The 12,708-nt window shown below is 70.1% G+C and carries 13 protein-coding genes, 1 tRNA gene and 1 pseudogene; 7 read left to right on the top strand and 8 right to left on the bottom strand.

The window, feature by feature from the left end; genetic code table 11:
• From ACZ6ZQ_RS12715 to ACZ6ZQ_RS12700, 4 genes are all read left to right on the top strand, one after another.
• A partial coding sequence (locus tag ACZ6ZQ_RS12715) for a cysteine protease StiP domain-containing protein (RefSeq protein WP_469768549.1) occupies positions 1-1,855 on the top strand: 1,855 nt, incomplete at its 5' end.
• Complete coding sequence (locus tag ACZ6ZQ_RS12710) at positions 1,852-2,778, top strand: HAD family hydrolase (RefSeq protein WP_469768548.1); 927 nt, start codon at positions 1,852-1,854, stop codon at positions 2,776-2,778. The genes ACZ6ZQ_RS12715 and ACZ6ZQ_RS12710, both read left to right, overlap by 4 nt.
• A 322-nt stretch (positions 2,779-3,100) precedes the next feature.
• A complete protein-coding gene (locus ACZ6ZQ_RS12705) occupies positions 3,101-4,249 on the top strand; it encodes a sensor histidine kinase (protein ID WP_469768547.1) in 1,149 nt (382 codons plus the stop codon).
• Positions 4,240-4,896, top strand: a complete 657-nt coding sequence (locus ACZ6ZQ_RS12700) for a response regulator transcription factor (RefSeq protein ID WP_469768546.1) — start codon at positions 4,240-4,242, stop codon at positions 4,894-4,896. The genes ACZ6ZQ_RS12705 and ACZ6ZQ_RS12700 overlap by 10 nt, the downstream gene beginning before the upstream one ends.
• Before the next feature lie 161 nt (positions 4,897-5,057).
• On the opposite strand, the gene ACZ6ZQ_RS12695 is transcribed toward ACZ6ZQ_RS12700, so the two are convergent.
• The 3 genes from ACZ6ZQ_RS12695 to ACZ6ZQ_RS12685 form a co-directional block, all read right to left on the bottom strand.
• Positions 5,058-5,267, bottom strand: a complete 210-nt coding sequence (locus ACZ6ZQ_RS12695; protein WP_469768545.1) for an FmdB family zinc ribbon protein — start codon at positions 5,265-5,267, stop codon at positions 5,058-5,060.
• A gap of 70 nt (positions 5,268-5,337) precedes the next feature.
• The gene (locus ACZ6ZQ_RS12690; RefSeq protein WP_469768544.1) at positions 5,338-5,931 is read right to left on the bottom strand and encodes a DUF4383 domain-containing protein; all 594 of its coding nucleotides are present in this window, start codon (positions 5,929-5,931) and stop codon (positions 5,338-5,340) included.
• A gap of 159 nt (positions 5,932-6,090) precedes the next feature.
• Positions 6,091-7,470, bottom strand: coding sequence for a hypothetical protein (locus ACZ6ZQ_RS12685; protein ID WP_469768543.1), 1,380 nt, complete (start codon positions 7,468-7,470; stop codon positions 6,091-6,093).
• Between the two features lie 251 nt (positions 7,471-7,721).
• Here ACZ6ZQ_RS12685 and ACZ6ZQ_RS12680 point away from each other — a divergent pair.
• A tRNA-Val gene (locus ACZ6ZQ_RS12680) sits at positions 7,722-7,796 on the top strand.
• A gap of 100 nt (positions 7,797-7,896) precedes the next feature.
• Here ACZ6ZQ_RS12680 and ACZ6ZQ_RS12675 read toward each other — a convergent pair.
• A complete protein-coding gene (locus tag ACZ6ZQ_RS12675) occupies positions 7,897-8,445 on the bottom strand; it encodes a site-specific integrase (RefSeq protein WP_469768770.1) in 549 nt (182 codons plus the stop codon).
• 153 nt (positions 8,446-8,598) lie between these two features.
• Between ACZ6ZQ_RS12675 and ACZ6ZQ_RS12670 the strand changes: the two genes are divergently transcribed.
• Entirely contained in the window at positions 8,599-9,048 is a 450-nt protein-coding gene (locus ACZ6ZQ_RS12670; protein WP_469768542.1) for a hypothetical protein, read from the top strand.
• 397 nt (positions 9,049-9,445) lie between these two features.
• On the opposite strand, the gene ACZ6ZQ_RS12665 is transcribed toward ACZ6ZQ_RS12670, so the two are convergent.
• Both ACZ6ZQ_RS12665 and ACZ6ZQ_RS12660 read right to left on the bottom strand, forming a co-directional pair.
• Positions 9,446-9,994 (bottom strand): hypothetical protein, encoded by a 549-nt coding sequence (locus tag ACZ6ZQ_RS12665; protein ID WP_469768541.1) that lies wholly within the window; start codon positions 9,992-9,994, stop codon positions 9,446-9,448.
• Between the two features lie 444 nt (positions 9,995-10,438).
• Entirely contained in the window at positions 10,439-10,870 is a 432-nt protein-coding gene (locus ACZ6ZQ_RS12660; protein WP_469768540.1) for an SDR family NAD(P)-dependent oxidoreductase, read from the bottom strand.
• An 82-nt stretch (positions 10,871-10,952) separates the two neighbouring features.
• On the opposite strand from ACZ6ZQ_RS12660, the gene ACZ6ZQ_RS12655 reads away from it, so the two are divergent.
• The gene (locus ACZ6ZQ_RS12655) at positions 10,953-11,561 is read left to right on the top strand and encodes a TetR/AcrR family transcriptional regulator (protein WP_469768539.1); all 609 of its coding nucleotides are present in this window, start codon (positions 10,953-10,955) and stop codon (positions 11,559-11,561) included.
• Between the two features lie 7 nt (positions 11,562-11,568).
• On the opposite strand, the pseudogene ACZ6ZQ_RS12650 reads toward ACZ6ZQ_RS12655, so the two are convergent.
• Together ACZ6ZQ_RS12650 and ACZ6ZQ_RS12645 are read right to left on the bottom strand one after the other, a co-directional pair.
• Positions 11,569-11,859 (bottom strand): annotated as a pseudogene (locus ACZ6ZQ_RS12650) (DDE-type integrase/transposase/recombinase); the annotation flags it as partial.
• A 141-nt stretch (positions 11,860-12,000) separates the two neighbouring features.
• The gene (locus ACZ6ZQ_RS12645) at positions 12,001-12,288 is read right to left on the bottom strand and encodes a hypothetical protein (RefSeq protein WP_469768538.1); all 288 of its coding nucleotides are present in this window, start codon (positions 12,286-12,288) and stop codon (positions 12,001-12,003) included.
• Between the last annotated feature and the right edge of the window lie 420 nt (positions 12,289-12,708).

Below are 12,708 nucleotides of genomic sequence, written 5' to 3'. Positions count from 1 at the left end.
CGCCACGGCGCCGGACCACGCGATGCCCGGCACCACGGCGCCGGACCACGCGATGCCCGGCACCACAGCGCCGGACCACGCGATGCCCGGCACCACGGCGCCGGACCACGCGATGCCCGGCACCACAGCGCCGGACCACGCGATGCCCGGCACCACAGCGCCGGACCAGACGCCCGGCTCGCCGGTCCATGGGGAGGCTCCCCGGGCGGCCGGTCCTGAAGCGCAGGATGCCGCCGCTCCGCAGCGCGTTCTCGTGCTCGGGTGCGAAGAGCTGATGTACGCGCCGCTGCGGCTCGCCCAGGCGCTGGAGAAGGCCGGGGCCGTGGCGGAGGTGCGGTACTCGACGACCACCCGGTCGCCGGTGCTCGCCGTGGACGACCCGGGCTACGCGATACGGAGCCGGCTGGTCTTCCCGGCCCACGACGACCCGGCCGACGGACCGGGCGAGCGGTACGCGTACAACGTCGCCGGTGGCGGCTTCGACGCGGTGGTCGCCGTGGTCGACTCCGCCGCCGACACCGCCGCACTGCACGCCCCCGACGGGCTGCTGGCGCAGCTCGGCGCGCACATACCGCAGGTGCTGCTCGCCGTCGTCCCCTCGTACGTGCCCGAATCCCCGTGCGTGCCCGAATCCTCGTACGCAACCGAAGCAGCCCAAGCACCGGACGTAACCGAAGTAGCCGAAGTAGCCGAAGTAGCCGAAAGGGCCTTGATGCTGCCCGAGCCGCTCCGCGGACCCGACTTCTCCTCCTACGCCCCCGAGGAGGTCGGCTGGCTGCTCCAGGACCTCTCGGACGTCGCGCTCGAAGCGCCGACCGAGGAGCGCGAGGAGGCGATACAGAGCGGCGGCGCGCACTACGCCGAGTCGCTGCCGGTCGAGTACCAGCCCAGCGACCGGTACCAGGCGCTGTTCCACGACGCCCTGGAGACGTCGGCCGCCCGGATCGCCCGTGCCGTCGGCGCCGTCACCGAGACCGTGCTCGCCGAACGGTCCACGCGGCCCGTCCTCGTCTCGCTGGCCCGGGCCGGCACCCCCGTCGGCGTCCTGATGCGCCGCTGGGCCCAGCACCGCCACGGCCTGGACCTGCCCCACTACGCCGTGTCGATCGTGCGTGGCCGCGGCATCGATGCGAACGCGCTGCGCTGGCTCGCCGCCCACCACAACCCGGCCGATGTCGTGTTCGTCGACGGCTGGACGGGCAAGGGCGCCATCACCCGCGAACTGGCCGCCGCGCTCAGCGAGTTCGACGGTTTCGACCCCGAGATCGCGGTCCTCGCCGACCCGGGCGGCTGCGTCCGTACGTACGGCACGCGCGAGGACTTCCTCATCCCCTCCGCCTGCCTCAACTCCACGGTCTCCGGGCTGATTTCGCGTACGGTTCTGCGCGCCGACCTGGTCGGTCCGTACGACTTCCACGGCGCGAAGTACTACCGCGAGCTGGCCGGAGCCGATGTGTCGGGCCACTTCCTCGACACCGTGGCGGCCCGTTTCGACGAGGTGGCCGACGCCGTCGACGCGGACGTCAAGGAACTGCTGTCGGCGGACCGGGCGCCGACCTGGGCCGGCTGGGCCGCAGTGGAGCGGATCAGCGAGGAGTACGGCATCAACGACGTCAACCTGGTCAAGCCGGGTGTCGGCGAGACCACGCGCGTTCTGCTGCGCCGTGTCCCCTGGAAGATCCTCGCCAAGCGGGGCGCTGGAGCCGACCTCGAGCACGTACGGCTGCTGGCAGAGCAGCGCGGCGTGCCGGTCGAGGAGGTCGACGACCTCCCGTACAGCTGCGTCGGGCTGATTCACCCCCAGTACACGCGCGGCGCGACCGGCGCGGACGGCAAGGCGGTGACCGCGCCGTGACCGCCCTGATCGCCAGCGATCTCGACCGTACGCTCATCTACTCGTCGGCGGCGCTGCAGCTGCCGATGCCCGATGCCGAGGCCCCGAGGCTGCTCTGCGTCGAGGTGTACGACAGCAAGCCGCTGTCCTACATGACGGAGACCGCTGCCGTGCTCCTCGCGGAGCTGGCCCGTACTTCCGTCTTCGTACCGACCACGACGCGGACGCGCGAGCAGTACGGGAGGATCCAGCTGCCGGGGCCCGCCCCGCGGTTCGCGATCTGCGCGAACGGCGGGCATCTGCTGGTCGACGGCGTCTCCGACCGCGACTGGCAGCGTGTGGTCGCGGGCCGGCTCGCGGACGAGTGCGCCTCGCTCGCCGAGGTCCGCGCCCACATGCTCGCGACGGCCGACCCGGCGTGGGTGCTGAAGGAGCGGGTCGCCGAGGATCTGTTCGCGTACCTCGTCGTCGACCGCGCGCTCCTGCCGGTGGGCTGGACGGACGAACTCGCCGCGTGGGCGGAGCCCAGGGGCTGGACGGTCTCCCTCCAGGGCCGCAAGATCTACGCGGTCCCGAAGCCCCTCACCAAGAGCGCGGCGGTCCACGGACTCGTCCGCCGCACCGGTACGGAGGTCGTCCTGGCCGCCGGAGACTCCCTGCTCGACGCCGACCTGTTGCTGGCCGCGGACCACGCCTGGCGTCCCGGCCACGGCGAACTGGCCGACACGGCCTGGTCCGCCCCGCACGTCACCGTCCTCCCGGAGCGGGGGGTCGCGGCGGGCGAGGAGATCCTGCGGCGTTTCGCGGCGACGGCGGCGAAGACGATGGCGACGGCGACGGCCTCAGTGACGACGGCGGTGACGACGGCGGTGGCGACTGCGCCGACGCCGATGCCGACGGTCCCGACGCCGGCCCTGGCGCCGGACGCTGCGGCGACGCGCTGAGACCGCCTGCGGCTTCCGGCCCAGGTTCTCCAGGCGGCGGCGATGCCCGCGACCGGTGTGCCGAAGGTGTCCCTGAGGCTGCTGATCCAGCCCGGTGCGATGCCCTCGATCACGGGACCATGGTTGCCACGCTGGAAAAGTGCAGCTCAAGGCGCCCTGAAGGCTCCTGAAGGCGTCCTGATGGCGTTCTGACGGCGTCCTGATCCCGCCCTGAAGGCAGCCGCGCTTCTCCCTGCGGACTTCCCCGCCGCATTCCTGCGGTTTTCCGCAGTGTGCGGGGGAGGGCCGGCCGGTTAGCGTGGCCGATCATGAAGGAGCGTGCATGAAGGAGACAGCAGCGCGCGGGGCGCGGTACGCGGCCGGGCTCGCCCTCGGAGCCGTCTCGGCCGTCGCCGGGCTGCTCTTCCTGGTGCTCGCGGGGCTGGCTGTACTGCCGGTTCTTGCCTGGCCGCTCGGGCGCCGCGCGGTGCTACGGCCGGTGGACGGGGCGGCGCAGTGGCTGATGGCGCTGGAGCGCAAGCGCCTGGACCGTTTCATCGGGGTCCGGATACCCGCGGCGTACGGGAACGGCCGCGCGGTGCGCTATCTCGTCGCCCGCTGGCCGCTCGGCCTGCTCGCCGCGGCCGTTCTGCTCTGCGCCGTCATCGGCGCGGCGTACGCCACCTTCTTCCTCTACGGCTGGCTGATCACCGACCTCCGCAACCCGGTCAACGTCGGTGCGGCCAGTCTCGCCGGTGCCCTGCTGCTCTTCCTGGCCGCCCAAGGGGTGTTCGGCGTCGCCCTGCTCGAAGGGCAGCTGGCCCGGCGCGTCCTCGGCCCCAGCCACGAGGCCGAGCTCGAACGGCGCATCGTGCAACTGGCCACCAGCAGGGCCGAGGTCATGTCCGCCGTGGACGACGAACGCCGCCGGATCGAGCGCGATCTGCACGACGGTGTCCAGCAGCGGCTCGTCGCCCTCGGCATGCTGCTCGGCCGCGCCCGCCGCAGCCGTGATCCCGAGCGCGCGGCCCGGCTTCTCCTCCAGACCCACGAGGAGAGCCGGCTGGCCCTCGCCGAACTCCGCGACGTCGCCTGGCGGATCCATCCGGCCGTCCTCGACGAGGCGGGGCTGCGCGCCGCGCTGGAGTCCGTCGCCGAACGCACACCGCTGCCGCTCCGGCTCGATTACGCCGTCGACGGCACACCGCCGGCGCGGACGGTGGAGACCGTCGCGTATTTCGTGGTCTCCGAAGCCGTCACCAACGTCGTGAAGCACTCCGGCGCCACCCGGATCGCCGTCACGCTGACCCGTGACGGCGAGGAGAGCCCGCTGTGCCTGCGCGTCGAGGACGACGGCCGGGGCGGAGCCGACCGTTCCGGCGGCGGACTCACCGGGCTGGCGACCCGGATCGCCGCCCTCGACGGCCGGTTCGCGGTGCACAGCCCGCCCGGCGGACCCACTGTCGTCACCGCGGAGCTGCCATGCGCGTGATCCTGGCCGAGGACTCGACCCTGCTGCGGGAGGGCCTTGTACGGCTGCTCGCCGAGGAGGGCCATGAGGTGCTGGCGGCGGTGGGCGACGGGGACCGGCTTCTCGCAGCGGTGTCCGCCGAACGGCCGGACGTCGTGGTCGCCGACGTCCGGATGCCTCCCACGCACACCGACGAGGGGCTGCGGGCGGCCCTGGAGATCCGCCGCAGGTGGCCCGGGGTCGGTGTGCTCGTGCTGTCGCAGTACGTGGAGAAGCGGTACGCGACCGAGCTGCTGACCGGGGAACCGGCGGGCGGCGGCGTCGGTTATCTCCTCAAGGACCGGGTCGTCCAGGTCGACGAGTTCCTGGACGCCCTGGAGCGCGTGGGGGACGGACGGGCCGCCTTCGACCCCGAGGTCGTACGCCGGCTGCTGGTGCGCAGCAGCCATACGGATCCGCTGGCGCGGCTGACGGGGCGCGAGGGGCGGGTGCTCGCAGAGATGGCCCAGGGCCATACGAACGCGGCGATCGCGGCACGGCTGCATGTGTCGCAGAGCGCGGTGGAGAAACACATCAACGCGATCTTCGACAAGCTGGGGCTGACGGGGGAGTCGGCGGCGGGGTACAGCAGACGGGTGCTGGCGGTGCTGCGTTACCTGGACACGTAGTTACCTGGACACGTCGCGGGACGCGGCCGCTCGGCCGCACAGTCGGTGGTGCGACCGGGCGACGGGAGCGCGGCATCGATCGGACGATCGCCGGACGGCCGGAGGGCCGGGCGACGCGGGGGTGGGGCCTGTGGGGCCGGTGGGGCAGGCCTGTGGAGCGGCTAGCCGCAGCAGCCGCCACCACAGCAGCCGCCTCCGCCACCGCCACCGGCCGGAGCCGTGCTCGTGCCGCCGACAGCGACGGCGGACAGCAGCTTGACGGTGTCCTCGTGTCCGGCGGGGCAGACCGCGGGGGCGGAGGACTCGGCCATGGGCCGGCTCAGCTCGAACGTGTCGTCGCAGGAGCGGCAGCGGTACTCGTAACGGGGCATGGGCAACAGACTAGCTCTGCCCCTGCCTCTGGCTCTGACCTTGTCTCTAGCGCCGGCTCTGACCCTGTCTCTAGCGTCGGCTCTGGCTCTGGCTCTGACCCTGGCTCTGGGTCTGTCGGCGGGCACGCTGCTCCTCGCCTGCCGCCTCGTCCGGGTGGCGGGCCCTCCAGTACGGATTGTCGTGGGGCAGGGCGCTGCCCACTCTGCCGTACATCCCGAACCACATCAGCATGACGCCGACGACGAAGCTGAAGATGACGTTCTGGATCCGGAAGTTGAGGAAGTTGGAACCGCTGTCCAGCAGGCCGAGGTTCACGAAGCCGCTGACGATGAAGAGGACGCCGAGCACCATGTTGAGGGTGGAGGCGAAGTTGCCGCCGATGACCATTCCCACGAAGAGCAGCAGTCCGACGCAGATGGACAGCACGCTCAGCCCGCCGTTGGTGCTGAGGCCCCCGACCGTGGCTTTGCCGATGTCGAAGAAACCGATGTTGTGGGTCAGCCCGAGGATCCCGAAGGCCAGCAGCACCAGCCCCATGAGCCCGGCGCCGATCCGGTAGATCTTGCTGAGGCGGTGATCGACGGGCAGGTGCTCGTCCAGCGCGACACGCAGGCCGCTGGGCTGCCGGGACTGCGAGGGCTGCTGTGCGTGAGTGGATGCCATATCGGCCTCCTTTGGCCGCGTACGTACCTCGTTACAGCATCCGCCCGCACAGGCGACCCGACAAATCCGGCGGGGAGCACCGGGTAAGCGCGGGGAAGCGGCGGGGGAGCAGCGGGGAGAGGGCGCCGCGGGCGGTGGGGAGGCTTCGCCGGGTCGGGCTCAGCCGTGAGCGGCCCCCGCGCCGCGCTCGCCACGGATCTGATCGACGACGTTCGCCACGGTCTGCCGTACCGCTTCCGTCTCCGTCAGGAAGTGCCAGTAATCGGGGTGGTGCCCTTCGAGACCGGCGATCGCGCGCTCCAGCCGGGCCACGGAGGCGTCCAGGGGCCGGGCGTGGCGCGGGTCCGGCGTGTTGCGGCCCGCCATGGCCAGGCGCTGGGCGTCGCGGATCGCGAAACGGGTCCGCTCGACCTCCTGCTGCGGGTCCTTCGCGACGGCGTCGAGCCGCCGCAGCCGGTCGCCGGCGGCCGAAACCGCCTCGTCCGTACTGTTCAGCAGCGCACGGACCGTACCGAGCAGGGTCGTCGCATCCGCCCAGCGCTGCTCGTCGCGAGCCTTGCCGGCCTCCTTGAGCTTCTCCTCCGCCCGGCGGACGTTCTCCGTGGCCTGCGTGGGGACGGGCTGCAGATCCTGCCAGCAGGCGGCGGTGAAGCGGCGGCGCAGCTCGCTGAGGACGGGCTCGACGCCGCCCGCGCGGGTGGTGAGGGCCTGGGCGCGGGTACGCAGCGACACCAGCCGCTTGTCGATCTCGGCGGCGCGCTCCGGGAGCCGCTCCGCCTCGGTACGTACGGCCTCGGCGTCGCGCATGACGCGGTCGGCGCGCTGCAGCGTCTCCGCCACGCCGTGTCGGCCGGCGCCTTCGTTGAGCCTGGTCAGCTCGGGGGCGAGGGCGGCGAGGCGGGCGGCGAGATCATCCGCCCGCATTCCGGAGCCCCGCACCGAATCGAGAGCATTGCTCGCGGAAAGGAGCGCCTGTCGTGCCCGCTCCACCGCCGGGGCGAGCCGGGCCAGCTGGGTCTCCGCCTTGTCGAGCAGCGGCCCGAGCCCCTGCGCGAACCGGTCGAGGTCCCCTTTGACCCGGACCAGCTCGTCCTTCGCCTTCGTCAGCTCCGTACGCGCCCGGACGGCCACCGCAGGGTCGAGATCGTCCCGGTCGAGATCGTGCGCGTCGACGGCCGTGATGTACCCGTGGCTGACCTCGTCGATCCGCCGCCCCAGCGCGGCGAAGTCGTCCACCGCGCGGCGCGCACCCGGCGAGCTGTCCACGGCCGTGATCGTCTCGATCGAGATCCGCAGATCGCGCTGCGCGGTGTCCAGCTCGTAGAACGCCGCGGCCGCCGCGTCCTTGGCGGCCTGCGCATCGGCCCGCTGACCCTCCCCGCGGCCCCCGAACCAGCGCCGCGTACCGCCACCGGCGAAGGCCCCCGGCAACACGGCGACTACCAGTGGCAGCGGCAGCAGCACCAGCGCAATCACATCCCGCACGACACTCGCTCTCGCCTTCGCCTTCGCGTGCGGTCGCGCGTGTGTCGCCGTCACATCCCTCTCCCGTGCCGTGTCTGCCCTGCCCGGTTCATTCTCCCACCCGGTAAGGACGAACACACGGGCCTGTTAGTTCGCGGTTCGTACGACAACCTCGCCGTTGTCGCTCCGCGCCGCGGTGATGCGCGGGCTCCGCGGGCCCTGCTTCACGCCCACGAGGAACTCCGGGGTGGGGCTGTCCCCCGATCCACGGAAGATCTGGTTTGCGGCACCCACCCATGAGCCATGTACGCTGTTGCCTCATTCCAGGGTGCGTAGCTCAGGGGTAGAGCGCTGCTCTTACAAAGCAGATGTCGGCGGTTCGAAACCGTCCGCGCCCACCAGCAGGAAGCACGACAAAGGCCCAGGTCACCGGTATCGAACCGGAAGCCTGGGCCTTGTTCGTTCTCCCGCCGCGGAGGCGTTGCAGGGGAGTCGTGCCAGTTACGTGCCAGATGCCTCGTCGGACCCTGCCGGCCGCGCCTGCCTGATCTGCTCGTCGACGTGCGCGGCGATGGCTTGGGCACGGCCGTTCACCAGGTGCTGATAGATCAGCGCGGCACGTACAGAGGAGTGCCCCATCCGCTGCATCAGCTCACGCTTCGTGGCACCGCCGGTCGCGGCGAGCGTGTTCCCGGTGTGGCGCAGATCGTGGAAGTGCACGTCCACCAGGCCGGTCGTCTTCAGGGCCCGCAGCCACAGGCGGCGGAAGTTGTTCCGGCGAAGCTGCCCACCCCGAGCCCCGGTGAACACCAGCCCGGAGCGGCCCGGCTCCGCGTACGCGGCGAGATGAGCGGCCAGGTCCGCCGTCAGCGAGGCTGGGAAGGCCACCGTGCGCACACCGGCCGCGCTCTTGGGCGGCTTCACCACGATGCCGTCCGTCCGCGTCTCTGCCAGAGCACGCCGCACAGCGACGGTTCGCCGCTCAAGGTTGACGTCATGGCGCTGGAGTCCGGCCATCTCTCCGAAACGCAAGCCAGTGAAGGCCGCCAGGGCCCGGGTGCGGGGCGATCAACCGGCGGCCCGCACCCGCCACGTTCCGGCACTTAGAGTTACGGGTTGTGCGCGTAGTGTTAATATCGGCGTGAGGGTGGGGTATCCGGCTGCAAAAAGATCGCGGTTCCATCGAACAGGCAGGAGAACCCAATGCCGTCGACGTGGTTGTCTCGCACCGCACGCGGGTGGCAGTGGGCCATCGTGCTGACGTCGCTTCCGATCGCCATCGGCCTGCCGACAGTCGCTTCCGCACCCGCAGCGCACGCCGCCACCTGCGGTTCCACCCTGGCCGACTACCAGACGGCCGGCACCTCGGCATGGACCGCCAGCCACATCAACTGGCCCGCCTACCGTCTGACCTTCGTGCACACCACCGCAAGCAGGATCAATGGGACCGCCATGACCGGCCCCGCCTGGATCGAGAACAGCAAGCTCAAGTTCCGGATCTTCGGCCACTACGCGTCGAACTGGACCTACACCGCCACCAAGGTCACCTGCAGCGACAACGGCAAGGTGGTCGACATGTCCGGCACTGGCGTGCATGTGAACATCTATAACGAGAAGACCGAATTCACCTGGCAGGCGTACCGGCAGATCTAGTGCGTGTATCGAAAGCGGATCTTGGACGTCGGGATTGATCTTGGTTCGTGGCACGTGGGGATCTGGCGGATGCGCAGTGGGCCCGCCTGGAGCAGCTGCCGCCCAAGGAGCCGCCTGGCGGCATCGCTGTCGAGCCGGACGACACCCCAGCGGTGCACACGCTGGCGCTGCGCCGGCATTCTCGCCAGCGGCACAGTGCCCTGCCGGAGCCACGGCTGATGGGAGCAGGTCAGCCCCTCCCGGGAGGGGATCCGTCCAGGAGGCACCCAAGAGTGGGGCAGGGAAGAACTGGAGCAAGGGCACCGGTTCGCCCCGCACCCCGACGAGGCCCGGCCGCCTGAAGAATCGCGGATGGTAGACGCGAGCTAAAGCTGCGAGGACGGGCCACCCATGAGGGTCAGCGCGCGAACGCCGCCCTCGAGGTGTCGTCCAAGTCCACGCAGCATCCGTAGCCCCAGTAGACGTAGTAATGGGGCGTCGCGAGACGGCGCCTGCAGTTCGGGCACGATACTTGCTGGTGCGAATTGGCGCGGATGACAGCAGTGTCCTTCAGATTGAAGACCCTCTGGGTGGCAGCGAGCCCGTGCTCGGTGATCCCCTGCTGCACGAACTCCAGTGCCCCGTAAGTGTGCCCGCATGGGCATGCGATCCGATTGGAGTAGGCGGAGCAGGCCGAGAGCGCCGACTGCTCGATCCCCAGTACAGAGCTGATCTGAGCGATCTCCGCGTCCAGCACCGGTTCGAGCCCCATGTGTTTCATCCGGTGCGGGGTCCAGTACCACGCGTTGACGGCAGCGAACTGATCAGGCGTTAGGTAGAACGTTGCCGTCCGGCCGCTCTTCACGACGCTCTTCACTACGTCCACGACGACACTGTCCTCGGCCATCATCACCGCCCTGCGGCCGGTGACGACCGACTCGATATCACCCAAGGATTCCTTGTCCATGTCCTGTCACTCCTGCGAAAGCTCTCGACCCGCTCGGCGTAGGCTCCTCAACTGCGACCTTCATGTGGCACAGAGCCCCCGGCAACCAGGAAGCCGCCGACCGAGGGAGTGTCGACAGTGGGCTGCGGCCGCAAGAGCCATGACTGCATCGGTAAGCACGTGTCAATCCTTCCTGTAGCGCCACAGAGCCAGATCCGGCGGCAGCGGCCCGTGATTCGCGCAGCTATGACGTGCCGGTGCCGTGCCGGACCAGCTCCGGCCCGCCCGCGCGGCCACCGCGGGCCTTCAAGCCGCATGCCCGGCCGTTGATCAACTGGTGCTGCCTGAGCCCGAAACTCGGCCGAATACGTACGGCCGGGAATTCGGGTGATACAAGCTCGAAACGGCCGCCTCGTCGCCGTCACGACTCCTTGCTTGTCTCGGAGTTGGCCACGGTCTTGGTTCTCAGGCCTGCTCGGTGGGGCGTACGAGCAGCTCGGCGACGGCCATGTGCCGGGGGCGGGTGACGATGTAGCCGACGGTGTCGGCGATGTCCTGGCTCTGCAGCCGCTCGATGTCGCCGAGGGCGGCGACGATGTGCTGCTGGATGGCGTCGGGGTTGTGCGTGCGCAGTTCGGTGTCGACGCTGCCCGGCTCGATGACGGACACGCGGACGTGCTGGCGTGCCAGTTCCTGACGCAGGGCCTCGCTGAAGGCACCGACGCCGAACTTGGTGGCGCTGTACACGGCGGACATGGCGTAGGCGTTGCGGCCGGCGAGCGAGCCGATGTTGACGATGTCGGCGACCTGACGCGGCTCCTCGGCAGCGGCCTTGACCAGGTGGGGGACGGCCGCGTGGGCGGTGTACATCAGGCCCATGAGGTTGATGTCGATCATGGGCAGGGGGAGGAAGGCCCTATGGGTGGGGCCGTACGGGGGTGGAGGCCGCTCAAGGCAGGGCCGAGGGCACAATGGGGCAGTGAGCAGCACTGGGCAGAAGAGCACCGACGCCATGCGTCAAGAGACCAAGACCGAGGGAGAACTACCGCCCCGCGAACGCCTGGTCCGGGCCGCGTCGCGGCTGTTCTATTACGAGGGCGTCCGCGCGATCGGCGTGGAGCGGCTGATCGCCGAGGCCGGGGTGACGAAGGCGACCTTCTACCGGCACTTCGCCTCCAAGGACGACCTGGTCGTGGCCTATCTGCTGACCAAGGACGCCTACTACAAGGAGGTGGCCGAACCACTGGCCGCCGGGCACCCGCCCGCGGAGGCGATCGATCTGATCTTCGAGGCGATCGCCGAGCACGCCCGCGAGCGCGGATTTCGCGGCTCGCCGTTCCTGAACGCGGCCGCCGAGTTCCCGGACGCCGACCATCCTGTCCGTGGCCTGGTGGCGTCCCACCGGGACTGGATCCGCGCCCTTTTCCAGGATCTGCTCACCCGGCTCGGCCACGCCGACCCGGAGTCGGCCGCCGGTGCGCTGCTGATGCTGTACGACGGCGCGATGGCCGCCGGCTACCTGGACGACTCGACAGCCGCCCACAAGACCCTGCTGAACTCGGTCCGGCTCATCCGATCGGACGGCTGATCCCAGCAGGACCGCGCACGCGGGTGCGCTTGTGGGTGATGCCGGCCGCCGCGAGTGTGTCGCGCCAGAGGTGGGACTTGTAGCAGGAGCCGTTGTCGGCCAGGACCCGTTCCACGGTGATTCCGGCCTGTGCGAAGAATTCCTGGGCGCGGGTCCAGAAGGCGGTGGCGGTCTCCTTCTTCTCGTCGGTGAGGATCTCGCTGTAGGCCAGGCGGGAGTGGTCATCGACGGCGGTGTGCAGGTATCTGTAGCCGACGCCGGAGCGCTTCTTGCGGCCCGCTTGCCGGCCGAGGGACCGGGCTTCCGGGGCTCCGTTCCAGCACCGATTGCGCCTGTTCAGGAGCACACTCAACCGTAGAGGCGCTGTGATTCCCAAGCTCAGAGCTCAGGCCGGCAAGGCAGCGGGATCTCGTCTCGTGTGACGTACCGACTTCCCAGGTCATTCGGCGCCGATGCGTGGCGCCTGTGACCGGAAGCGCTCACGTAGAGCGGAGAGCAGCTGTTTGCCCACGTACAGGGAGGCGAGCGCGCTCGAGACGATCACTACGAGCGCGACAACCTCGGGGCGGGTGCGCTGCACCAGCCGTCCCGTGCGGGTCAGTGCCCGGGCGTGAGTCACGTACTCGAGCGAAATGAACCACCGCACGGCCAGCACCACACAGGTCAGGAACAGGAGCAGCGCGAGGACGTGGGTCACCCACCATCGGGTCGAGTGCGTGCCGGGCAAGGTGTCACCGTCTCTTTGAAGTTCGAATCAGCCGGGCGAGCATACGTTCGACATGTGCCGCGCACAACGGCTCAGGTGACAACCACGACTCAGGGCAACGTCGCCAGACACCCCCGGCTTACTGCAAGCGCGGGCAGCGCTCAGGGTTGGACTGTGCCCCTGCCGTGATCCGCGCGGCGAAGAGCAGCACTCCGACCCCCGCCGTGACCGCGTCACCGCGGACTCCACCCTGTCCACGAACGTTGGCGAGCCTTCCACGAGCGCGCAGGCCTGAAGGCTGCTGCTTGGCTCCTTGCTTCCTGTGCATCGACCGGTCGGCCCAGCATGTGGCGTGTGACACGCCTGTGACAGTCGGCGGACACCGTCATGAAGTCCTCCCGGCAGCCTTTTGAAAGAGGGCAAAACGCAGTATTCGGGCAT

Source organism: Streptomyces sp. NPDC053673 (genome assembly GCF_055585225.1).
This window is presented reverse-complemented; position numbering and strand designations above follow the sequence as displayed.

Coding starts and splice junctions, on each gene's coding strand:
- ACZ6ZQ_RS12705 (WP_469768547.1), top strand. CDS start 3,101: ATGAAGGAGACAGCAGCGCGCGGGGCGCGGTACGCGGCCGGGCTCGCC.
- ACZ6ZQ_RS12700 (WP_469768546.1), top strand. CDS start 4,240: ATGCGCGTGATCCTGGCCGAGGACTCGACCCTGCTGCGGGAGGGCCTT.
- ACZ6ZQ_RS12695 (WP_469768545.1), bottom strand. CDS start 5,267: ATGCCCCGTTACGAGTACCGCTGCCGCTCCTGCGACGACACGTTCGAG.
- ACZ6ZQ_RS12690 (WP_469768544.1), bottom strand. CDS start 5,931: ATGGCATCCACTCACGCACAGCAGCCCTCGCAGTCCCGGCAGCCCAGC.
- ACZ6ZQ_RS12670 (WP_469768542.1), top strand. CDS start 8,599: ATGCCGTCGACGTGGTTGTCTCGCACCGCACGCGGGTGGCAGTGGGCC.
- ACZ6ZQ_RS12665 (WP_469768541.1), bottom strand. CDS start 9,994: ATGGACAAGGAATCCTTGGGTGATATCGAGTCGGTCGTCACCGGCCGC.
- ACZ6ZQ_RS12660 (WP_469768540.1), bottom strand. CDS start 10,870: ATGATCGACATCAACCTCATGGGCCTGATGTACACCGCCCACGCGGCC.